The organism is Ruegeria marisflavi (genome assembly GCF_025673445.1).
Taxonomy (GTDB): domain Bacteria; phylum Pseudomonadota; class Alphaproteobacteria; order Rhodobacterales; family Rhodobacteraceae; genus Ruegeria_B; species Ruegeria_B marisflavi.
The window spans coordinates 54,590-75,463 of the sequence record NZ_JAOVQN010000001.1 but is presented as its reverse complement, the minus strand read 5'-3'; the positions used below and the strand labels follow the sequence as shown (position 1 = coordinate 75,463).

The window sequence follows — 20,874 nt, the reverse complement described above, 5'->3', positions numbered from 1 at the left end:
CATGTCGCGCTATTCCGCCACCGAAATCGAAGCCAGATGGCAAGAGGCCTGGGACAAGGCCGGTATCTTCAAGGCCGCGCGCACGGCGGACAAGCCGAAGTATTACGTGCTCGAGATGTTCCCCTATCCGTCCGGGCGCATCCATATCGGCCATGTACGCAACTACACGATGGGTGACGTGATCGCGCGCTACAAGCTGTCGAACGGGTTCAACGTGCTGCACCCGATGGGTTTCGATGCCTTTGGCATGCCGGCCGAAAACGCGGCCATGGCCAGCGGCGGACACCCCAAGGACTGGACCTACAATAACATCGAGACCATGGTCGCGCAGATGAAGCCGCTGGGCTTTGGCCTCGACTGGTCGCGCATGTTCGCCACCTGCGACCCGGAGTATTACGGACAGCAACAGGCGCTGTTCCTCGATTTCCTTGAAAAAGGGTTGGTTTATCGCAAGAACGCGGTGGTGAACTGGGACCCGGTCGACATGACCGTTCTGGCCAATGAGCAGGTTGAGGATGGGCGCGGCTGGCGGTCTGGCGCACTGGTCGAGCGGCGCGAACTGACACAGTGGTTCTTCAAGATCTCCGATTTCTCGGGCGAGCTTCTGGATGCGCTCGACACGCTGGATGACTGGCCCGCCAAGGTGCGGCTGATGCAGGAGAACTGGATCGGCAAGTCGCGCGGGCTGCAATTCTCCTGGGCCCTGACCGAACCCGCCCATGGCATCGACTCGCTCGACGTCTATACCACACGGCCTGACACGCTGATGGGGGCCTCGTTCCTCGGCATCTCGCCCGATCACCCGTTGACCAAGGCGCTTGAGGCCGAGAACCCCGACCTCGCCACCAAGGTAGCCGCGATGCGCAAGGGCGGCACCACCGAGGAAGCCATCGAAAAGGCCGAGAAGCTGGGGGCCGATACCGGGTTGCGCGTGCGCCATCCGCTGAACCCCGACTGGGAACTGCCGGTCTGGGTCGCCAACTTCATCCTGATGGATTACGGCACCGGCGCGATCTTTGCCTGCCCGGCGCATGACCAGCGCGATCTCGATTTCTGCCGTAAATACGACCTGCCGGTGATCGACACCTTTGTGGCGCTCGACGATCCCAAGCCGGTCGAGACCGAGGCCTTTGTGCCGCTGAAAACCGAAAAGGTGAAATGGATCAACCATTTCGCCGGGCTGGACGAGGCCACCGGGCAAGAGGCGATCGACGCCACCATCGACTGGATGGAGGCCAAGGGCATGGGCACCGGCGTGACCAAGTTCCGCCTGCGCGACTGGGGCCTGTCGCGCCAGCGCTATTGGGGCTGCCCGATTCCCGTTGTGCACTGCGATAGCTGCGGCGTGGTGCCCGAGAAGAAGGAAAATCTGCCGATCCGGCTGCCTGACGATGTCACCTTTGACGTGCCCGGCAACCCGCTGGACCGGCATCCGACCTGGCGCAACTGCGCCTGCCCGTCCTGTGGCAAACCGGCCCGGCGCGAGACCGACACGATGGACACGTTCGTTGACAGCTCGTGGTATTTCGCCCGCTTCACCGCGCCGCGCGCCGAAACGCCCACCGTCATGGCCGAGGCTGATTACTGGATGAATGTCGACCAGTATATCGGCGGTATCGAACATGCGATCCTGCACCTGCTCTATTCGCGGTTCTTCGCCCGGGCGATGCATATCTGCGGCCACCTGCCCGAAAAATCGAAAGAGCCGTTCAACGCGCTCTTTACCCAGGGCATGGTGACCCACGCGATCTACAAGACCACCGGCGCAGACGGCCGCCCGGTCTATCACTACCCCGATGCGGTGCGCCTCGAAGGCGGCAAGGGCTATCTGGAGGACGGCACCGAGGTCGAGATCATCCCCTCGGCCAAGATGTCGAAATCCAAGAACAACGTGGTTGATCCGGTCGCGATCATCGACCGGTACGGCGCCGATACCGCGCGCTGGTTCGTACTGTCCGACAGCCCGCCGGAACGCGACGTGGAATGGACCGATGCCGGGGCCGAGGCCGCGCACAAACACCTGAACCGGGTGTGGAACCTGTGCGACCGGATCGCCGAGATGGACCCGGGCGCACCGGGCGAGGGTGACGAGGACCTGCTGCGCGAGATGCACAAATGCATCCGCGACGTGACCAATGGCGTTGAAAGCTTCGGCTTCAACGCGGCGATTGCGAAACTCTATGCCTTTACCAACACGTTGGCGAAATCCAGTGCCGGGGCGGCGGCACAGAAACACGCGATCATGACGCTGGCGCAGTTGATGTCGCCAATGACCCCGCACCTGTCCGAGGATATCTGGGCGCATCAGGGCGGCGAAGGGCTGATTGCGACAGCAAGCTGGCCCAAGGCCGATCCGGCGATGCTGGTCGATACCGCAGTGACGCTGCCGATCCAGATCAACGGCAAGCGCCGTGCGGAAATCAGCGTGCCGGTCGATATGGACAAGGCCGAGGTTGAAAAACTGGCGCTGGCGACCGATGCTGTGCAAAAGGCGCTGAATGGCGCCGCGCCAAAGAAGGTGATCGTCGTGCCGGGCCGGATCATAAATGTGGTGGTTTAACCGTAGAGCGCTGTTGATGCTGCCGCTGGCGCTGGCCGCCTGCGGATTCCAGCCGGTCTATGGGCCCGGCGGCGCGGGCAGTACGCTCTATGGCAAGGTCGAGGTGTCTGCCCCCGACGATGTCGAAAGCTATTGGCTGGTGCAGAACCTGGAACAGACGCTGGGGCGCAGCGCGGCGGCCGGGACCGACTACAAGCTTGACGTCAAGGTCACGACCACCTCGCAGGGCCAGGCGATCACCGCGTCGAACGAGACCACCCGCTATGCCATCGTGGGCACCGCGACCTACAAGCTGAGCGACAAGGACAGCGGTGCGGTTCTGGCCTCGGGTGAGGTCGAGAGCTTTACCGGCTATTCCGCGACCGGGTCGACGGTGGACACGCTGGCGGGTGAACGCGACGCGCGGCAGCGGCTGATGACGATTCTGTCGGACATGCTGACGACCAAGCTGTATTCCACCCTGGACTTGCCGGCATGAAGCTGAGCCCGCGCGAGGCCGAAGGCTATTTCGCCAAACCCGACGCGGGCCGGACCGGATTGCTGATCTATGGTGGCGACGCGATGCGGGTGGCGCTGAAACGCCAGCAGGTGATCGCGGCCCTGCTCGGCCCCAATGGCGAGGAAGAGATGCGCCTGACCCGGATGGCGGGTGGCGATCTGCGCAAGGACCCGGCGCAACTGGTCGATGCGATCAAGGCGGTGGGATTCTTTCCCGGCCCGCGCGTTACCTTTGTCGAGGATTGCCCCGAGCTGTCGAGCCCTGCGGTACTGGCCGCGCTGGAAGATTGGGAGCCGGGCGACGCGCAGATCGTGGTGACCGCCGGGCAGCTCAAGGCCACGTCCAAGCTGCGCAAAGGGTTCGAGGCCCATCCCAACGCCTATGCCGTGGGTATTTATGACGATCCGCCATCGCGGGCCGAAATCGAACGGATGCTGGCGCAAGCGGGTATCCGGGATGTGCCGCCCGAGCCGATGTCGGTGCTGGCCAACCTTGCCCGCGAACTGGGTCCGGGCGATTTCACGCAGACGCTGGAGAAGCTGGCGCTTTACAAGCTGAATGACGCGGCACCGCTCAACCTTGAGGATATCACCGACTGCGCGCCGCGCTCGACCGAGGCCGGGTTGGACGATCTGTTGAACGTCGTGGCCGAGGGCAAGATGGATGCCGTTGGCCCGCTGCTGCGCCGGTTGCAGGCGCAAGGGACCAATGCGACCGGCCTGTGCATCGCTGCCACCCGCCATTTTCGCACGCTTTACGCCTGCGCCTCGGACCCGGGCGGACCGGGACAGGGGATCAACCGGCTGCGCCCTCCGGTCTATGGCCCGCGTCGCGATCGCATCCTGGGGCAGGCGCAGACCTGGGGCGCGCGACGGCTGGAGACGGCCCTGACCGTGCTGACCGATACCGACCTTGCGCTTCGGTCTGCCGGACAATCGGCGCCGCAAATGCCTCTGGTGGAGCGGGCAATGATCCGGCTGGCGATGCTGTCTCGCTCGCGCTGACGTGAGCAGGCGGCGTGCGCACTTGACGCAGGCGGCGCGAAAGCCATTCTGCAGGACAATTGAAACGGAGGTTCCGAATGTACAAGGTCTTTGGCCGGGTCCGCAGCCGCGCGGCGCGGGTGTTGTGGTTGCTCGAAGAGCTGGGCGTGCCCTATGAGCATATCGATGTCGGCCCGCATGACCCGCAGGTCGTGGCGCTGAACGGCAGCGGCAAGGTGCCGGTTCTGGTAGATGGCGATCACATGATCACCGACAGTTCGGCAATCATGACCTATCTCGCCGACAAGCACGGCGATTTCACCTATCCCGCCGGTACGATCGAACGCGCCAAACAGGATGCGCTGTTCCACACCGTGCTGGACGAGATCGACGCGGTGCTGTGGGTCGCGGCCCGGCATGGGTTCATCCTGCCCGAGGACAAGCGGGTTCCGGCCGTCATCGACTGCACCAAATGGGAGTTCGAGCGCAACCTTGCCCGGTTGGAGGCGCGGCTGGAAGGTCCCTTCCTGCAAGGGGAAAAGATGACCATCGCCGATATCCTACTGACCCATTGTCTGAACTGGGCACATGGCGCAGGCTTCCCGGTGACCTCGCGCAAGATCAAGGATTACGCCAAGGAAATGCGCGCACGCCCCGCGTTTCAGCGTATGGGCGCGCTGACCCCGGCCTGAGCCCAACTTGCCGCCGCGCGGCCGGCCCAGCGGCCGGTCGCAAAACAGCCCGTCAGCAGGTAGCCGCCGGTAGGCGCCTCCCAATCCAGCATCTCGCCTGAGCAGAAAACGCCCGGCAGCGCCCGGAGCATCAGGGCGTCGTCCAAGGCCGTGCGCGCCACACCGCCTGCGGTCGAAATCGCCTCGTCCATCGGGCGCGTCCCGGCATGTCGGACCGGCAGCGCCTTGAGCATTGCCGCCAGCGCCGGAGGGTGTTGGGGCAAGGGGCGACCGAATTCCATCAGCAGCGCCGCACGCACGCCGGACAGCCTAAGGGATTTGCGCAGATGCGCCGAAAGGCTGGCCTTGCCGCGCGGTTTCGTCAGCCTGCGCGACAGCTCGGCCTCTGCAAGATCGGGAAAGAGATCCACCGTCAGCGCCGCACCATCGCGCACGGCGGTCGAGACCGAATAGATGCCGCCGCCTTCAAGCCCGCGGGCGGAAATCACTGCTTCGCCCCGGCTGGACAGTGCACCGGCCTGCCAGGCGACATTCTTGACCGGCTGGCCGATATGCTGGGTCATGTAATCGGACCAATTGACCAGCAATCCGGCATTGGCAGGCGCAAACGGCGAGAGCTCCACCCCTCGTGACGCCAACAGCCCGGCCCATTGCCCGTCCGAGCCAAGCCGCGCCCAGCTTGACCCGCCCAGCGCCAGAACGGTGACAACGGGTTGGATCTGCTGCGCGCCGATGGGAGTGTCGAAAACGAACGCATCCCCATCCCAGCCGATCCAGCGCCAGCGGGTGCGGATATCCATCCCCTGCGCCGCCAGCTCGGTCAGCCAGGCCCGCAACAGCGGCGAGGCCTTCATCACCTTGGGAAACACCCGCCCGGTGGAGCCAGTGAACAGCTCCTGCCCAAGATCCTGCGCCCAGTGCTGCACCGCCTCGGCGTCAAATTCGGCCAACATCGGGCGTAGCCAACCAGCAGCATTGCCATAGGCGGAAAGAAGCTGTTCGAACGGTTCGTTCTTGGTCAGATTCAGCCCGGATTTTCCCGCCATCAGGAACTTGCGCGCGACCGAGGGTTTCGCCTCGGCCACCACCACCGGCAAACCGGCACGGGCCAGTTCGCCCGCCGCCATAAGGCCCGCAGGCCCGGCGCCGATGACCAGAGCCGGTTTCACGGCATGTCGTTCCGTTTCGGCCGATATCTGCATGTCGCCCTTCCTGCCGTCCCTATTTGCACCGGTCGCGTGGTGGTGCATCCTCTTGCCCATGACGGACACCGAAGACAAGAGCGCGCCAGTCTGCCCGCTGTGCGACCGCCCGATCCCGGATGGAGGCGGCAGCCTGCATCACCTGATCCCCCGGCTCAAGGGCGGCAAGGGCGGGCCGACGGTGCTGTTGCACCAGATCTGCCACAAGGAGGTGCACGCGACCCTGACCGAAGCGGAACTGGCGCGCAGGTTTCACACGATTGAGGCGTTGCGCACGCATCCCCGGCTGGAACGGTTCCTGGAGTGGGTCAGCAAGCGCCCGCCAGGATTCCGATCAAAGGTTCCGGGCAAGCGCCGGGGACGCTGATCACGATGGCAACAGCGGCGTGCCGCGCAGGTCAAGGCCGGTGGCTGTCAGCCCCTCGACGCCGATGCCGGCCAGCGCCGGGACCGGCGTGAATTCCGCCCCCTCGACATGCTGAAACTCGATCAGCGTATATGGGCGTTTCCACAGCCATTCGCGGTTCGCCACCGACCAGAGGTCGGGGTCCGGCGGGGTTTGTGCGCTGAAGCCGAAAAAGAAAAGATCGAACCCATGGTCGGCCACCTCCTGCACCGACAGAAGGGTCATCCCAAGCCCTCGGCAGATCGCCTCGTCCCGGGCGATATCGCCGCTGCGCAAGGTGATATGGGCCAAGGTCGCCGCGGCGAACGGTGCCGAAGGATCGGCCGCCCCAGGCGGCCGGTTGCCCTCGAAATCCTGTTGCAACAGCTCGATGACGAAGCCTTCGGGGTCGGTCAGGTGGCACATGTATCCGATGTCGCCGAACTGGCGCGGGTCGCTGACGGCGACGCCCTGCGCCCGCAGCGCTTGTACGGCAAGGTCCACATCCGGCAGGGTTATGCCGATCTTCCAATACCGCTGGCCACGATCATGCTGATACCCGCCGCCACCGGCCAGCAGGATCAGGTCGGCATCTGGCCCGCCATAGCCGACATGCCACGCCTCGCCCCGTTTACTGGCGGTCATGCCGAGAGTGTCGCGATAAAACCCCGCGAGCGCCGCCGGATCGGCGGCGCGCAGGTGGAGGGCGGCCAACCTCATGGACAGAGGGCTGCGATCCCAGCCGCGATGTCCGGGTCGGCGGTAACCGAATCAGCTACCAGCGACCGGGCGGTCTCCATCAACTGGTCGGAAGGCACGATCCGGTCCACGAGACCAAAATCATAGGCCTCCTGCGCGGTGATCTTCTGCCCCGCCATCAGGATCAGCCGCGTCCGGGCCGGGCCGATCAGCGCCGCCATGCGCGCCGGGTCCGACGGCCGCGGCAGAAAGCCGAGCTTCATCACCGGGTAGAAGAATTTCGCCTCGGGCACCGCGATGCGCAGGTCGCAGGCCAGCGCCATGCCGTTGGCGCCACCCGCCAGGGTCCCGTTCAGGGCCGCGACGGTGAGGCAGGGCAGAGCTGCAATGGCACCTGAAAGCCTCTCCCACAGGTCCGAAGTGGCGAGACCGGCGCGCGCCGCCTCCAGATCGGCACCGGCGCTGAACACCTTGCCGCGCCCGGTCAGGATCAGCGCCCGCGCCTCGCCCGCCGCTTCGGCGATCTCGACCAGCCGCTCCAACATGGCCACGGTCAGCGAATTGGCCTTGTCGGGGCGGTTCAGCGTGACGGTCCACAGACCGCCGTCCTGCTCCAGCTCGATCATATCAGGCCGACCCGGCGGCGAATGGTCTCGTCGCGCAGGGAGATCTCGGTGCCCCGGAATTCGTCCGCATCCGCGCCGCACATCCACAGCAGCGTGCGTGCGGGCCAGTCGGCGGGGACATGCGCCGACCAGTCCAGCTGGCTGACCGGGTTGATGCCCGAGCTCTTGATCTCGCGCTGCATCTGGGTGGCAACGGTGCCCGGGGACAGGCCCATCGCGCGGATGCCGTGATGCGCCTCTTCCAGATGCAGGCAGGAGGTGAGCATCGCCGCACCCGCCTTGGAGGCGCAATAATGGCTCCAGGCCTCGACCGGGTTATGCGCCGCGCCCGAACTGACCGTCAGGATGGTTCCACCACCCGCCTTGCGCATCACCGGCAATGCCGCGCGCATGCCATAGTAGACGCCCTTGAGGTTGATATCGATCGCGTGGCTCCAACCGGCCGGGTCGGAACTGGCCAGATGCGAGATCGGTTCGACGACACCGGCATTGTTGATCAGGACATCCAGACCGCCGAACCGCGCCACCGTGGCATTCACCGCCCCGGCCACCTGTCCGGCATCGGCCACGTCGCAGGCCAGCGGCATCGCCTGGTCGCCTAGCTCCGTGGCCAGCGTGGCCACGGCGTCGGCGCTGCGAGCGAGCAGCACCACATTGGCGCCCGCCTCGGCAAAGATTCGCCCGGCCTCGGCCCCGATTCCGCGGCTGGCACCGGTGATCAGAACGGTTTTTCCCTGCATGTCGGTCATTCAAATCTCCCTCAATTCCGGTCGAGTTCTACTCTGGCACGGGGAAAGGGTCCAGCGGTTGCCCCCTTGACGCCCGCCGCATCGCAACCGACGATAGATGCGATATTTATCCAGAGAGGTTCTTGGAATGTCCGTTTTCCTTCGCCGCACGTCGGGCGCCGTTATCGCCTATACCATCGCAACCCAATGCGCCTGGGCCGACCTGAGTGCCGACCAGGTCTGGGCCGACTGGAAAGCTTATCTTGGCGGAATGGGTTACGAGGTTTCCGGAACCGAAAGCCGCTCAGGCAATACGCTGACGATTTCGGGCATGTCGATGAATATGCAGATCCCTGACGCCGAAGGCGCGCTGGCCGTGACCTTGCCGGAAATGAGCCTGACGGACCAGGGCGATGGAACCGTGCGCATCGTCCTGCCCGAAGAGTTCCCGATCAATTTCGTGGTGACCCCAGAAGGCGAGGACGCGGTCAAGGGAACGGTGAACTATCTGAACCGCAACATGTCGATGGTCGTATCCGGTGCCCCCGAGGACATGACCTATAGCTATTCGGCGGATCAAGTGACGGTCAGCCTCGCCGCGCTGGAGGCCGACGGCGAAGCGATGCCCGAAGGCGCGATTACCGCGTCGATGGACATCACCGGCGTGGCCGGAACCTCGCAGATGAAGATCGGCGCGATGCGTGACATGGTGCAGAATTTCACCGCCGATGGGATGAGCTATGCGCTGTCCTTCGACGACCCCGAATCCGACGATGCCGGCACCTTCAACGGCGCCATGAGCGGCATTACCTATGCCGGCAGTGGCACCATCCCGACCGATTTCGATGCCGCCAACTTCTCGAACATGCTGAAGTCGGGTTTCGCCTTTGACGGCACGCTGAGCTACACGGCTGGTAACGGGACGATGAATGGCAGCGGCGACGGCGAGACCTTTGCCTTTGCCTCTAAATCGCAGGGGGGCGATTTCCGGATCGCAATGAACGCTTCGCATGTCGTCTACGACCTGACCGGAAACGGGGCCGAGATGTCAATCACCACGCAAGAGCTGCCATTCCCGATCGATCTGGCGATGGCGAAGACGGGTTTCAAGCTGGATATTCCGGTGCAGGCAGGCGATGCGCCGCAACCCTTTGGCCTGGGCATGAACCTGACCGATTTCACCATGTCCGACATGATCTGGGGCATGTTCGACCCCGCCGGGGCGCTGCCGCGTGATCCGGCAACCATTGCGCTCGATCTGACGGGAACTGCCAAGGTTCTGGTCGATTTCCTTGACCCCGCCGTTGCCGAGACGCTGGAAGCGACCGGCGCCGCGCCGGGCGAGCTGAACACGTTGAAAATCAACCAGCTGCTGGTGTCGATGGTGGGCGCCAAGCTGACCGGTACCGGCGCGTTCGAGTTCGACAACAGCGACCTGGAGAGTTTCGACGGGATGCCCGCGCCCTCGGGTGTCGCCAACCTTACACTGGTGGGGGCAAATGCGCTGATCGACAAGTTGATCGCGATGGGTTTTGTTTCTGACCAGGACGCGATGGGCGCGCGGATGATGATGGGTATGCTAGCGGTGCCAGGCGACGCGCCCGACACTCTGAACTCGACGATCGAGATCAACAAGCAGGGCCATATCATGGCCAACGGCCAGCGGATCAAGTGACCTGAAAACTCTGGGAACCGGGCGCAAAGCGCCCGGTTCGTCAATTCGCAGCGTAGGGCTTGCAGCAGGCCCAGTCGGCGGCTACCTCGGTGACAGGATGACAGGAGGGGCCATGCCGCGTACCGTAGAGGAAATCAGCGACGCACTTCTGGATGCGGCCCGCAAGGCGGGGGCCGAGGCCGCCGATGCGATGGTCACCCAAGGCACATCGGTCTCGGTCGAGGTGCGTGGCGGCGCGCTGGAACACGCCGAACGCTCTGAGGGCACCGATCTGGGGTTGCGGGTGTTCATCGGCAAGCGCCAGGCCATCGTGTCGAGTTCCGACAGTCGGCCCGAGACCTTGGCCGCGATGGCCGAACGGGCGGTGGCCATGGCACGCGAGGCGCCAGAGGACCCCTATGCCGGGCTGGCTGACCCGTCGGAGATTTGCCGAAACCTTGATGCAGACGCTCTGGATCTGTGTGATCCCGCCCCCGAACCCACCGCCGAGGCCCTGATGCAGGATGCGCTGGCGGCCGAGGCCGCAGCGCTGGCGGTCGAAGGCGTGACGCAGGTTTCTGACGCGGGCGGCGGATACGGGGCAAATGCCATCCATATCGCGGCGACAAACGGGTTTTCCGGCGGCTACCGCCGTACATCCCGCTCGATCTCCTGCGTGGCGATTTCAGGCAGCGGAACGGGGATGGAGCGCGAGTATGATGGCGACAGCCGGAGCTGGCAGTCGGACCTGCGCGACCCCGCCGAAATCGGGCGCATCGCAGGTGAACGGGCGGTTGCCGCGCAAGGTGCCCGAAAGCCCGCGACCGGCACATTCCCGGTGCTGTTCGACGAACGCATCTCGTCGTCTCTGATCGGTCACTTGCTGGGTGCGGCCAATGGTGCCGCGATTGCGCGCGGATCGTCCTGGCTCAAGGATGCGCTGGGCGAACAGGTGCTGCCGTCTCATCTGTCGGTGATCGAAGACCCGCATCGCCCGCGTGTCTCGGGCTCGCGCCCCTTCGATGCCGAGGGGCTGGCGACCCGGCGTCGCGCCATCGTGGAAAACGGGGTGCTTACCGGCTGGACGCTGGATCTAGCCAGTGCGCGCAAGCTGGGGATGGGATCGACCGCAAACGCAGCGCGTGGCATTTCCGGCCCGCCCTCGCCCAGCAACTGGAACATCGCCATGACCCAAGGAACAGCCAGCCGGGCCGACCTGTTGCGCGACATGGGAACCGGTCTGTTGGTGACATCCATGATCGGTTCGACCATCAACCCCAATACTGGCGACTATTCGCGCGGAGCCTCGGGGTTCTGGGTGGAGAATGGCGAGATCGCTTATCCGGTCAACGAATGCACCATCGCGGGCAACCTGCGCGACATGCTGCTGCGGATGGTGCCCGCGAACGACGCCCGCACCTGGCTGTCGCGGGTGGTGCCGTCAATCCTGATCGAGGGGATGACGCTTGCCGGAAACTGACCTCGACCTGCTGATCCGTGCCGCACACGAGGCCGGGCGTATCGCGACCCGGTATTCGGGCCGCGAGGCGCAGCGTTGGGACAAACCCGACGGTGCAGGACCAGTGACCGAGGCGGATCTGGCGGTGAACGCCATGCTGGAGCAGATGCTGCCCACCGCCCGGCCCGGATACGGCTGGCTGAGCGAGGAGACCGAGGACAGTGGCGCCCGGCTGGATCGTGACCGGGTGTTCATTGTCGACCCGATCGACGGCACCCGCAGCTTTGCCGACGGCTCGCGCACCTGGGCACATGCTCTGGCGGTGGCTGAACGCGGCGTGGTGACAGCGGCGGTGATCTATCTGCCGATGCGAGACCTGCTGTTCTCTGCGGCGGCGGGCGGTGGCGCGTTTCTGAACGGTGACCCGATCCAGGTTTCAGCCCCTGCCGATCTGGCACAGGCGCATATTCTGGCCGCACGGCCCAATCTGCTACCGGAACACTGGATCGGGCGAACGCCACCTGTGTTCCAACGCGATTATCGGCCATCGCTGGCCTACCGGCTGGCGCTGGTGGCGCAAGGCCGGTTCGACGGCATGCTTACGCTGCGGCCCAGTTGGGAATGGGACATCGCCGCCGGTGACCTGATCCTGCGCGAAGCGGGCGGTCTTTGCACCGACCGGTTTGGCGCCCCCCTCAGGTTCAACAATGCCCGGCCTCGCCTGGCCGGTGTGATCGCGGGCGGCAACACCGTACATGGCGGGCTGGCGGCGGCGCTTGACCCGGCCGGCCTGGGGATTGCAAGCCATTGACCGCGTGTTGCCGGGATTGGGCAAGCTTGACCTGTAGCGCGGATGCCTTAGGTTGCCGCGGATTTTGAACCGAACCCGCCGGAGCGACCGCATGGCCTGCGCCCTTTACCCGTTTTCCAGTTTCACGGCCCGCCCCGTGTCGGTGAGACGTTAGGTCATGGCGCGCTCGCTCAGCCTTACGGCCTATCGCGTGCTCAGTTGGCGCGGCGCGCATCCCCCGGGCAAGGACATGCCGTCGCGGCCCGAAGGGGAGTTGCTGTGGATTCACGTGGCCGACCGTGGCCGTTTTCCGGCCCTGTGCGATCTGGCCCAGCGCCTTGTCACGTTGCGCCCCGACCTGTCGGCACTGTTCACCATTCCCGGGGATACAAGAACCGACGATTGGCCGTCGACCACAGGGCTGGTATCGGTCCTGCCCGAAGATCACCCGATGTCGGCACGGCGTTTTCTGAACCACTGGACGCCGGACATGTGCCTGTGGTCCGGCGGCGGGCTGAAACCGAACCTGATCGACCAGGCGGCGCAATCCGGGCTGCCCATGGTTCTGATCGACATTGCCGAAAGCGACCTGGCCGCGCGCAAGCACCGGTGGTTGCCCGACCTTACGCGCACGGTTCTGGATTGTTTTGACCTGATCGTAACCAATGGAGAGGCCGCCGCCCGCCAGGTGCGCCGTGCAGGCGTCGCCCCTGCCAAGGTGCGCTCTTCGCCTCCGTTACAGGTCAGTGCGAACCCGGCGCCCTGGCCGGAAGACGAGCTGGCGGCCGTCAATGCGGCTTTGGGGGGGCGGCCGGTCTGGCTGTCTGCCTGGACCCAGGCCAAGGAGTTCATCTCGGTCCTGACCGCCCATCGCTTTGCGCTGCGATCACTGCACCGGGCGCTGTTGGTCGTGCATGTCGCCGACCCCGAAGAGGCCGGGCCCCTGCGCGAACGGCTGGAGCATATGGACCTGCGCTGTATCAACTGGGATGTCGGTGACATGATCGACGATCACACCCAGGTGGCGATCAGCGCGGACCCCGAGACCCTGGGGCTCTGGTACCGGGTGTCGCCCTTGACCTTTCTGGGCAGTTCTTTGGAGCCCGGCGCGGGCGGACGGGATCCGCTGACGGCGGTGGCTCTCGGTTCGGCGCTGCTCTATGGTCCGAACGTGCGCAGCCATATCGACACATATGTTCGCCTCGCCTCGGCCGGGGCCGCGCGATCGGTTCGCGACGCCGATGCGCTGGGGTCCGAAGTCGTGCATCTATTGGCGCCCGATGCCGCCGCCGCGATGGCACTGGCAGGATGGGAGGTCGTGACCGAAACCGCACATCTGACCGATGAGCTGATCGAACTTATCCAGGATCGACTGGACCGGTGGGGGGCAGAACGTGCGGACGCCTGAATTCTGGAACACCGATCCGGCAAAGCCCGGCCTGCGCGCCAGTTTACTGCGGCCATTGGGGGCACTCTATGCCGGGGCAACAGCGCGACGGATGCGGGCGGGTCAGCCGATCCGCGCCACTGTGCCGGTGATCTGTATCGGCAACTTGAACGCAGGTGGCACCGGCAAGACGCCAACCGCGATCTGGGTAGTCGAGCGGCTGCGCGACGCAGGTCACGAGCCGCATGTCGTCACGCGCGGCTATGGCGGCGCGCTGCAAGGGCCGGTGCAGGTCGATCCAGGCCGCCACAAGTCCGAACAAGTGGGCGACGAACCATTGCTGCTGGCGGCCTTTGCCGAGGTCTGGGTCGCCAAGGACCGGGCCGCCGGTGTGCGGGCGGCCGAAGCGGCCGGCGCAACCGTGATCGTGCTGGATGACGGGTTCCAAAACCCGGCAGTAGACAAGGATTTCTCGGTCATCGTGGTCGATGCGACGCAGGGGTTCGGCAATGGCTTTTGCATTCCGGCGGGGCCACTGCGCGAACCGGTAGATGTGGGGCTGCGGCGCGCCGATCTGGTTCTGTCGCTGGGGGATGCCGCCGCGCAGGCGGATTTCACCGCCCGATGGGGGACGATGATCGACCTGCCGCGTGCCACGGCGGAACTCAAACCCCTGAAAACCGGCATGGACTGGGCCGCTACCCCGGTTCTGGCCTTTGCCGGTATCGGCAACCCGGCCAAGTTCTTTCGCACGTTGCGCAACGAAGGGGCGGACGTGTTGCGGGCCGAGGCCTTGGACGACCACCAGCCGTTGACGCCCGCGCTGATGTCACGGCTCGAAAACGAGGCGCGGCTGCTTGGTGCGCAGATGGTGACAACCGAAAAAGACGCGGTTCGGCTGCCGCCCGCGTTCCGGTCCAAGGTCATCACCCTGCCGGTGCGGCTGGAGATGGCAGATGCGGACCGGGTGCGCGACATGCTGCTGGCGGTTGCCCCTGCGCCCTGAACCTCAACCGTCCTCGCCCAGCTTGGGCGCGGGCCGGTGCAGGGCCAGGTCGGCGTCCGAGAACCGGAACGGTGCGCGGATGCCCGGCACACCCTCAAGCGCGATCTGCATGCCGCGCGCGATCACCTGCGGGTCTGCAATCACCTCGGCCATGTCGTTGATCGGACCGGCAGGGATGCCGTGCGCCTCGCAGGCGGCCAGCAACTCGGCCTTGGCCCGGGTCGCAGTGGCGCCGTTCAGCCGCGCGATCATCACCCGGCGGTTGGCGAGGCGATCCCGGTTTTTCAGGAACTCCGGCGCCTCGGCCATGTCATCAAGCCCCAGCACCCGGCACAGCCGCTGGAATTGCCGATCATTGCCGGTGGCGATGATGATATGGCCGTCAGCACAGTCGAACACCTGATAGGGGGCAAGATTGACATGGGCGTTGCCCATGCGCGGCGGCACCTCTCCCGTGGCCAGGTAGTTCAGCGCCTGGTTGGCGGTGACAGCCACCGCCACGTCGAGCAGTGCCATATCCACATGCTGTCCACGACCAATCCGGTCACGCTGGTGCAGGGCGGCCAGAATGCCGGTAACCGCGTAAATGCCAGTAAAGATATCGGTGATCGCCACGCCCGATTTCTGCGGCTGGCCCTCGGGTTCGCCGGTGATCGACATCAGACCTGACATGCCTTGGATGATGAAATCGTATCCGGCGCGATGGGCATAGGGGCCGTCCTGCCCGAAGCCGGTGATCGAGCAATAGATGAGCCGGGGGTTGATCGCCGACAGCGAGGCGTAATCCAGCCCGTATTTGGCCAGCCCGCCAACCTTGAAGTTCTCGATCAGGATATCGGCGTCGCGCACCAGTGCGCGCACCTTTTCCTGCCCTTCGCCGGTTGAAAAATCGGCAACGACCGATGCCTTGCCCCGATTGGTCGAGTGGAAATACGCGGCTGACACATCGTCGTCGCGTGTCACGAAAGGCGGCCCCCAGGCGCGCGTGTCGTCACCTGCGGGACTTTCGACCTTGATCACATCGGCGCCCAGATCTGACAGGGTCTGGCCGGCCCAGGGGCCAGCCAGCACGCGCGCAAGTTCGACGACCCTGAGTCCCGAAAGCGGCGCAGCCCGCGTCATCAGTTCGCCAGCTCTGCCTCGATCAGGGCCTTGAAATCGGCATAGGGCTGGTTTTCGACCTTCTTGCCGTTGATCATGAAACTCGGCGTCGAGTTGATCTCGTCACGGGTGGCGTGTTCCTGGTACCAGGCGACCAGCGTCTGTGCCATTGTCGCATCGCCCAGGCAGGCGTCGAGCTTGTCATTGTCGATGCCCGCCAGGCGGCCGATCTTGCGCAATTCGTCGGCAATCTCGGCCGGACCACCGGCGCGGGCCCATTCAGACTGACCCTTGAACACCAGGTCGGTGATGCCAAAGAATTTCTCGGGTCCGCCGCAACGCGCCACCATCGAAGCCCAGAGACCATAACGGTCGAAATAGACCTCGCGATAGATGAACCGCACCTTGCCGGTGTCGATGAAATCGGCCTTTAGCTGCTTGTATCCGTCCTCGTGGAACCGGGCGCAATGCGGGCAGGTGTAAGAGGCATATTCGATGACCTCGACAGGCGCGTCTTCGGCCCCTTGGACCATTTCGACGATGGTCGAGGTATCGACCTCGGCCTGTTGCGCATCGGCGCCACCGATCAGTGGTGAGGATGGCAAGTTGGCGTTGGATGACGGCAGACTCAGCCAGTAAGCGCCAGCGGCAATCGCCACAACAGCACAGATCACGGTTCCCATACGGCTCATTTCAGGCCCTTTCTTATGATTTCTGCTTCGATAAAACGCTCTGTGCCAGTCTTTCAAGGGCAGCGCGCAAATCTTCATCTTTGGCACCCTGCGCGACACGGGACGCTTCGGTCGCGATTTCCGGCGCGGGACCGGTCGAGACGGCCTTGGGTCGGTGTTCAAATGTTGCCTGCCCTTCGGCAAAACCGGTCGGCGCGGTCTGTGTGATCCTGACACGGCTGATCGCGTTATAGCCATAGGCAGCGTTGACCCGTTCGCGCAGCTGCTCCTTTTGCATTTCTAACATTGGGGCCTGTGCCCCAGTGGTCAGGACCGTCAGCGTAGCGCCAAAGCCACCCTTGCCATAACCAATATTGACCGGGCGTGCGATGGCGGCGAGGTCATGGCCCACGATCTCAGGCCAGTGGGTCAACACCCGACTGACCGCAAAGCCCCGGCTTTCGCCAGCACGCCGTATTTGGTCGCCCAGCAGGATTGCCGTACGCTTGAAACCGCGGGTCGAGGATCGTCTCTGTGCCATCTGGTATCCGACTCTGATGGCGCTATTGTATTTCTCGGGCGCTGCGGCGCCAGAGAAACCCGACAGCCAGGGAGAATTTTCCGTGCGCGATCAGCAACACATAAGCGTGAGCGCTGAATTGCTGGCCTGGTACGACGTCCATGCCCGCGAAATGCCATGGCGGGTCGGCCCGGCGGCGCGCGCCGCTGGCGTGCGCCCCGATCCCTATCGGGTCTGGTTGTCCGAAGTCATGCTGCAACAGACCACCGTCGCTGCGGTGCGCGATTACTTCCACCGCTTCACGGCGCGCTGGCCCACGGTTCAGGCGCTTGCCGCCGCCCCGGACGAGGCGGTGATGGGCGAATGGGCAGGGCTGGGGTATTACGCCCGCGCCCGCAACCTGCTGAAATGCGCTCGCGTGGTGGCACAGGACCATGGCGGAACCTTTCCTGATACCTACGAGGGCCTGATCGCCCTGCCCGGCATCGGCCCCTATACCGCCGCCGCGATTGCCGCCATTGCATTTGACCGGGCAGAAACCGTGCTGGACGGCAATGTCGAACGGGTGATGGCCCGGCTTTATGACATTCCCGAACCGCTGCCGGGCGTGAAACCTGAATTGAAGGCGCGGGCCGCCGAGCTGACCCCCGCCGACAGGCCCGGCGATCACGCGCAGGCGGTGATGGATCTGGGCGCCACGATTTGCACGCCAAAATCGCCCGCCTGCGGCATCTGCCCGCTGCGCGACCCTTGCCTGGCGCGGGTGCGTGGCACCGCGCCCGACCTGCCGCGCAAGGCACCGAAGAAGGACAAGCCGGTGCGACTGGGCCATGTCTATCTGGCGCGGCATGCCGATGGCGGCTGGCTGATGGAGCGGCGGCCCGATCACGGCCTCTTGGGCGGGATGCTGGGCTGGCCCGGCTCGGACTGGTCCGAAGCCCCCGCCCCCAAGCCACCCTTTGCGGCAGACTGGTGCGAACTGCCGGGGGAAGTGCGCCATACCTTTACTCATTTTCACCTGATCCTACGCATCCACAGCGCCGAACTTCCCAAGGGGCCACCACCCGAGGGGTTGCATATCGTCGAAAAGCACGCCTTCCGTCCCTCGGACCTGCCGACTGTGATGCGCAAGGCATACGACCTGTGGCGCGGCCAATAGACCGATGGGCAGAGACCGGAAAAACGTCTAGGATTCAGGCGGTTTGTTGTGGAGTGTGCGATGATCGCCCCAGAGAAACTCTCGCGCTGGCAAGGCGCCCTGCCCTTCTGGATATCCTACCTGCTGGTGCCGTTGGTCTGGTTCGCGGCAACTGAGGGCGGTTGGTGGCTGCTGGCGGTTCCGTTGTCGACCTGGTGGGCCTTTGCGGCCCTTGACCAGGCGACGGGCGAGAACCTGGAAAACGCCGACCCGGAGACCGGCGAAGAGGCGTTGGGCTGGTACATCCTGCTGACCAAGCTCTGGGTGCCGGTGCAGTTCATCACGCTCTATGGCCTGATCTGGTACACCACCCGCGCCGACCACCTTTCCACAGGAGAACGGATCGCGCTGTTTTTTGGCGTCGGTGTCATCACCGGGACCATTGGGATCAACTATTCGCACGAATTGATGCACCAGAAGGACCGGTTCGAGCGCTGGTTGGGCGATATCCTGCTGGCGATGGTGCTCTACTCGCATTTCCGGTCCGAACACCTGCTGGTGCATCACCGCTATGTCGGCACCCCGCGCGACCCGGTAACCGCGCGCTATAACGAAGGGTTTCACCGGTTCTATCCGCGGGTGCTGGTGCAATGCCTGCGCTCGGCCTTTCGCGCCGAGCGCGAGATGCTGGCGCGCAAAGACAAGCGCTGGACCGATCCGGCCAACCCGTTCTGGCGCTATTGGGCCTTGCAGGGGGTGATGCTGACGCTCGCCGGGCTGATCGGCGGTTGGGCCGGTCTGGGCCTGTTCTTGGTGCAGGCCGGTACCGCGATCTGGCAGCTCGAGGTGGTCAACTACGTCGAACATTACGGGCTGACACGGAAACACCTGGGCGAGGGCAAATACGAACATGTCAAACCGCGCCATTCCTGGAACTCGGCAAAACGGGCGTCGAACTGGCTGCTGATCAACCTGCAACGCCATTCCGACCATCACTACAAGCCTGACCGCCGGTTTCCGTTGTTGCAAAACCATACCGAGGCGGACGCGCCGCAACTGCCCTATGGCTATCTCGTTATGACCGTGGCGGCGATGATCCCGCCGCTGTGGCAGCGGGTGATGAACCCCCGCGTGCGCGCCTGGCGGCGGCAATACTACCCCGAGATTTCCGACTGGAAACCTTACAACAAGGCGCTGAACCCGGCCCCGCGCTGAACCGCGGCGCGCAGCGCGCGCCGCCCGGCCCAACGGGAGGTGGCGCATCTGCGATGCGCCGGCCGACGGGCGGGAGCGGCCCGCCCTTTCAGAGCGTCCAGACCGTCATCGGATCGCCGATACCGGGCAAGCATTCGTTCTCGCGTTTGCCGAAACCGTCGAGCAAGCGGCTGGCGCCGCCATTCTCCTCCAGCACCTGGTCGTGCAGCTCGTCGCTGATCACGATTTTCGCGGCGCAGAGGCGGGTCTGCGCCTCGAGCTTGGCGGCGACGTTGACCGTGTTGCCGATCACCGCGAACTCCAGCCGGTTGGCACCGATATCGCCCAGAACCGCCGGCCCGAAATGCACGCCGATACCGACACGGATCTCAGGCTCGCCAGCGCGTTTTCGCTCACGGTTCCATTTTTCGATCTCGACCACCATATCCCGGGCGCAGGCCAGAGCATTGCTAGCATCGCGGTCGCCAGCCACCGGCGTGCCAAACGTCGCCATCAGTCCATCGCCCAGGTATTTGTCGAGCGTTCCGTGATGGCGGAACACCTGCGCCTCCATCCGGGCGTGAAAACCGCGCAGCACCTCGATCACCTCGTAGGGATCGCGACCCGCGGCAAAACGGGTGAACCCCACGATGTCAATGAACAGGACCGCGATATCCTCTTGCCGCACCTGTTTCAGCGGTTCGTCATTCTGGCTGAGCGCATCAACTACGTTGGGCGAGAAATAGCGCGACAGGTTGGCGCGTTCGCGTTCCAACCCCGCGTTGTTCATCAATAGCCGGTTAAAGCGCCGGGCAGAGATACCCAACGTGACCGCCACGATAAGAAAGACCACCACTTCCTGCACCCGAAGTTCCGGCATGAAGCTGTTGGGATCCATGTGCTCGGCCACGTCCGGGAAACGGGCAAAAGCTGCTGCTGCGCGCTCTGACAACTCTGGGATGGGCGTGGACACCCACCAGGCAAGGAGCCAGCCGGTCGTCCACATCACCATGGTCCATGTCCCGATCGCAATCACCGTGCGCCAGGAATAGGCCAGCGTACCCGCAGCCAGGATCACAAAGAAATACTGGAAATTGTCGAACCAGTATTGCATCGCCAGCGGGCGCACATCCTCGGAAAACGGGTTTGGCACGATCATGCCCAGCGTCATGATCAACAGATCTACAAAGATCAGGAACAATTCGGTCCGCGACTGGCCCACCCGGCCGGCGCGCCGAATGAACCAGCCGTTCAGCGCGATCAGGCCAAGAATGCCGTGATAATACAGCACCTCCCACTGGGGATTGACGAAGACCAGCAACACCGCGATGACCACCATGGCAACCCAGCGGGCGCGCACGGCCAGTTCCAGCCCCTCGCGCTTGTGCCGTTCCAGCGCCGCCTCGGTGAATCGGTTGTCCAGATCGAACTCGTCCGGCTGGGTAAAGAAAAAGCGCTCGCGTCGGCGCGCCGGGGCTGTGATATCGGCCATATCGGGCTTCTCCTCGTTCCTGCGGTCGAGATAGGCATGATAATCGCAACCGCAAACCGGGTGCGACACTGAAAAAAACCCCGCCGTG

Annotated in this window: 20 protein-coding genes; 12 read left to right on the top strand and 8 right to left on the bottom strand. The window is 64.6% G+C overall.

Going from position 1 to position 20,874, the window contains the following annotated elements; genetic code table 11:
• The first annotated feature begins 1 nt into the window (after position 1).
• The 4 genes from leuS to OEZ49_RS00380 all read left to right on the top strand — a co-directional run bounded on the left by leuS (position 2) and on the right by OEZ49_RS00380 (position 4,734).
• Entirely contained in the window at positions 2 to 2,560 is a 2,559-nt protein-coding gene (gene leuS / locus OEZ49_RS00395; protein ID WP_263386473.1) for a leucine--tRNA ligase, read from the top strand.
• On the top strand, positions 2,547 to 3,038 hold the full coding sequence (gene lptE / locus OEZ49_RS00390; RefSeq protein WP_263386472.1) for an LPS assembly lipoprotein LptE: 492 nt from the start codon (positions 2,547 to 2,549) through the stop codon (positions 3,036 to 3,038). The genes leuS and lptE overlap by 14 nt, the downstream gene beginning before the upstream one ends.
• Positions 3,035 to 4,063, top strand: coding sequence for a DNA polymerase III subunit delta (gene holA, locus OEZ49_RS00385; protein WP_263386471.1), 1,029 nt, complete (start codon positions 3,035 to 3,037; stop codon positions 4,061 to 4,063). Before lptE ends, holA begins: the two co-directional genes overlap by 4 nt.
• A 77-nt stretch (positions 4,064 to 4,140) precedes the next feature.
• Positions 4,141 to 4,734, top strand: a complete 594-nt coding sequence (locus OEZ49_RS00380; protein ID WP_263386470.1) for a glutathione S-transferase family protein — start codon at positions 4,141 to 4,143, stop codon at positions 4,732 to 4,734.
• On the opposite strand, the gene OEZ49_RS00375 is transcribed toward OEZ49_RS00380, so the two are convergent.
• Positions 4,704 to 5,936, bottom strand: a complete 1,233-nt coding sequence (locus tag OEZ49_RS00375) for a TIGR03862 family flavoprotein (protein ID WP_263386469.1) — start codon at positions 5,934 to 5,936, stop codon at positions 4,704 to 4,706. The genes OEZ49_RS00380 and OEZ49_RS00375 overlap by 31 nt on opposite strands.
• Before the next feature lie 58 nt (positions 5,937 to 5,994).
• Here OEZ49_RS00375 and OEZ49_RS00370 point away from each other — a divergent pair, with 58 nt between their 5' ends.
• Positions 5,995 to 6,303 (top strand): HNH endonuclease, encoded by a 309-nt coding sequence (locus tag OEZ49_RS00370; RefSeq protein WP_263386468.1) that lies wholly within the window; start codon positions 5,995 to 5,997, stop codon positions 6,301 to 6,303.
• Here OEZ49_RS00370 and OEZ49_RS00365 read toward each other — a convergent pair whose 3' ends face one another.
• From OEZ49_RS00365 to OEZ49_RS00355, 3 genes are read right to left on the bottom strand one after another with little or no spacing between them, the layout of a single operon-like run.
• Positions 6,304 to 7,041 carry a VOC family protein gene (locus OEZ49_RS00365; RefSeq protein WP_263386467.1) on the bottom strand — a complete coding sequence of 246 codons (738 nt, stop codon included), beginning with the start codon at positions 7,039 to 7,041 and terminating at the stop codon, positions 6,304 to 6,306.
• Positions 7,038 to 7,646, bottom strand: a complete 609-nt coding sequence (locus tag OEZ49_RS00360; protein ID WP_263386466.1) for an enoyl-CoA hydratase/isomerase family protein — start codon at positions 7,644 to 7,646, stop codon at positions 7,038 to 7,040. Before OEZ49_RS00360 ends, OEZ49_RS00365 begins: the two co-directional genes overlap by 4 nt.
• Positions 7,643 to 8,395: an SDR family oxidoreductase gene (locus tag OEZ49_RS00355; protein ID WP_263386465.1), complete on the bottom strand. Its 753-nt coding sequence runs from the start codon at positions 8,393 to 8,395 to the stop codon at positions 7,643 to 7,645. Before OEZ49_RS00355 ends, OEZ49_RS00360 begins: the two co-directional genes overlap by 4 nt.
• 127 nt (positions 8,396 to 8,522) lie before the next feature.
• On the opposite strand from OEZ49_RS00355, the gene OEZ49_RS00350 reads away from it, so the two are divergent.
• The 5 genes from OEZ49_RS00350 to lpxK all read left to right on the top strand — a co-directional run bounded on the left by OEZ49_RS00350 (position 8,523) and on the right by lpxK (position 14,670).
• The gene (locus OEZ49_RS00350; RefSeq protein ID WP_263386464.1) at positions 8,523 to 10,049 is read left to right on the top strand and encodes a DUF2125 domain-containing protein; all 1,527 of its coding nucleotides are present in this window, start codon (positions 8,523 to 8,525) and stop codon (positions 10,047 to 10,049) included.
• Positions 10,050 to 10,161: 112 nt separating this feature from the next.
• Positions 10,162 to 11,508 carry a TldD/PmbA family protein gene (locus OEZ49_RS00345; protein WP_263386463.1) on the top strand — a complete coding sequence of 449 codons (1,347 nt, stop codon included), beginning with the start codon at positions 10,162 to 10,164 and terminating at the stop codon, positions 11,506 to 11,508.
• The gene (locus OEZ49_RS00340) at positions 11,495 to 12,298 is read left to right on the top strand and encodes a 3'(2'),5'-bisphosphate nucleotidase CysQ (RefSeq protein ID WP_263386462.1); all 804 of its coding nucleotides are present in this window, start codon (positions 11,495 to 11,497) and stop codon (positions 12,296 to 12,298) included. Before OEZ49_RS00345 ends, OEZ49_RS00340 begins: the two co-directional genes overlap by 14 nt.
• Positions 12,299 to 12,455: 157 nt before the next feature.
• A complete protein-coding gene (locus tag OEZ49_RS00335; RefSeq protein WP_263386461.1) occupies positions 12,456 to 13,685 on the top strand; it encodes a 3-deoxy-D-manno-octulosonic acid transferase in 1,230 nt (409 codons plus the stop codon).
• Positions 13,672 to 14,670 (top strand): tetraacyldisaccharide 4'-kinase, encoded by a 999-nt coding sequence (gene lpxK / locus OEZ49_RS00330; protein WP_263386460.1) that lies wholly within the window; start codon positions 13,672 to 13,674, stop codon positions 14,668 to 14,670. Before OEZ49_RS00335 ends, lpxK begins: the two co-directional genes overlap by 14 nt.
• 3 nt (positions 14,671 to 14,673) lie before the next feature.
• Here lpxK and OEZ49_RS00325 read toward each other — a convergent pair whose 3' ends face one another.
• From OEZ49_RS00325 to OEZ49_RS00315, 3 genes are read right to left on the bottom strand one after another with little or no spacing between them, the layout of a single operon-like run.
• Complete coding sequence (locus OEZ49_RS00325) at positions 14,674 to 15,792, bottom strand: CaiB/BaiF CoA transferase family protein (RefSeq protein ID WP_263386459.1); 1,119 nt, start codon at positions 15,790 to 15,792, stop codon at positions 14,674 to 14,676.
• Positions 15,792 to 16,463: a DsbA family protein gene (locus tag OEZ49_RS00320; protein ID WP_263386458.1), complete on the bottom strand. Its 672-nt coding sequence runs from the start codon at positions 16,461 to 16,463 to the stop codon at positions 15,792 to 15,794. Before OEZ49_RS00320 ends, OEZ49_RS00325 begins: the two co-directional genes overlap by 1 nt.
• 13 nt (positions 16,464 to 16,476) lie before the next feature.
• On the bottom strand, positions 16,477 to 16,983 hold the full coding sequence (locus tag OEZ49_RS00315) for a DUF721 domain-containing protein (protein ID WP_263386457.1): 507 nt from the start codon (positions 16,981 to 16,983) through the stop codon (positions 16,477 to 16,479).
• Positions 16,984 to 17,089: 106 nt separating this feature from the next.
• Here OEZ49_RS00315 and mutY point away from each other — a divergent pair, with 106 nt between their 5' ends.
• Together mutY and OEZ49_RS00305 are read left to right on the top strand one after the other, a co-directional pair.
• Positions 17,090 to 18,121 (top strand): A/G-specific adenine glycosylase, encoded by a 1,032-nt coding sequence (gene mutY / locus OEZ49_RS00310; protein WP_263386456.1) that lies wholly within the window; start codon positions 17,090 to 17,092, stop codon positions 18,119 to 18,121.
• Between the two features lie 60 nt (positions 18,122 to 18,181).
• Positions 18,182 to 19,315, top strand: a complete 1,134-nt coding sequence (locus OEZ49_RS00305) for an alkane 1-monooxygenase (protein ID WP_263386455.1) — start codon at positions 18,182 to 18,184, stop codon at positions 19,313 to 19,315.
• Between the two features lie 88 nt (positions 19,316 to 19,403).
• On the opposite strand, the gene OEZ49_RS00300 is transcribed toward OEZ49_RS00305, so the two are convergent.
• Entirely contained in the window at positions 19,404 to 20,786 is a 1,383-nt protein-coding gene (locus OEZ49_RS00300) for an adenylate/guanylate cyclase domain-containing protein (RefSeq protein ID WP_263386454.1), read from the bottom strand.
• Positions 20,787 to 20,874: the final 88 nt, after the last annotated feature.

Excerpts from the sequence above, each read along its gene's own strand:
- leuS (WP_263386473.1), top strand. The coding sequence starts at position 2 with ATGTCGCGCTATTCCGCCACCGAAATCGAAGCCAGATGGCAAGAGGCC.
- lptE (WP_263386472.1), top strand. The coding sequence starts at position 2,547 with ATGTGGTGGTTTAACCGTAGAGCGCTGTTGATGCTGCCGCTGGCGCTG.
- holA (WP_263386471.1), top strand. The coding sequence starts at position 3,035 with ATGAAGCTGAGCCCGCGCGAGGCCGAAGGCTATTTCGCCAAACCCGAC.
- OEZ49_RS00380 (WP_263386470.1), top strand. The coding sequence starts at position 4,141 with ATGTACAAGGTCTTTGGCCGGGTCCGCAGCCGCGCGGCGCGGGTGTTG.
- OEZ49_RS00375 (WP_263386469.1), bottom strand. The coding sequence starts at position 5,936 with ATGCAGATATCGGCCGAAACGGAACGACATGCCGTGAAACCGGCTCTG.
- OEZ49_RS00370 (WP_263386468.1), top strand. The coding sequence starts at position 5,995 with ATGACGGACACCGAAGACAAGAGCGCGCCAGTCTGCCCGCTGTGCGAC.
- OEZ49_RS00365 (WP_263386467.1), bottom strand. The coding sequence starts at position 7,041 with ATGAGGTTGGCCGCCCTCCACCTGCGCGCCGCCGATCCGGCGGCGCTC.
- OEZ49_RS00360 (WP_263386466.1), bottom strand. The coding sequence starts at position 7,646 with ATGATCGAGCTGGAGCAGGACGGCGGTCTGTGGACCGTCACGCTGAAC.
- OEZ49_RS00355 (WP_263386465.1), bottom strand. The coding sequence starts at position 8,395 with ATGACCGACATGCAGGGAAAAACCGTTCTGATCACCGGTGCCAGCCGC.
- OEZ49_RS00350 (WP_263386464.1), top strand. The coding sequence starts at position 8,523 with ATGTCCGTTTTCCTTCGCCGCACGTCGGGCGCCGTTATCGCCTATACC.
- OEZ49_RS00345 (WP_263386463.1), top strand. The coding sequence starts at position 10,162 with ATGCCGCGTACCGTAGAGGAAATCAGCGACGCACTTCTGGATGCGGCC.
- OEZ49_RS00335 (WP_263386461.1), top strand. The coding sequence starts at position 12,456 with ATGGCGCGCTCGCTCAGCCTTACGGCCTATCGCGTGCTCAGTTGGCGC.
- OEZ49_RS00325 (WP_263386459.1), bottom strand. The coding sequence starts at position 15,792 with ATGACGCGGGCTGCGCCGCTTTCGGGACTCAGGGTCGTCGAACTTGCG.
- OEZ49_RS00320 (WP_263386458.1), bottom strand. The coding sequence starts at position 16,463 with ATGAGCCGTATGGGAACCGTGATCTGTGCTGTTGTGGCGATTGCCGCT.
- OEZ49_RS00315 (WP_263386457.1), bottom strand. The coding sequence starts at position 16,983 with ATGGCACAGAGACGATCCTCGACCCGCGGTTTCAAGCGTACGGCAATC.
- OEZ49_RS00305 (WP_263386455.1), top strand. The coding sequence starts at position 18,182 with ATGATCGCCCCAGAGAAACTCTCGCGCTGGCAAGGCGCCCTGCCCTTC.
- OEZ49_RS00300 (WP_263386454.1), bottom strand. The coding sequence starts at position 20,786 with ATGGCCGATATCACAGCCCCGGCGCGCCGACGCGAGCGCTTTTTCTTT.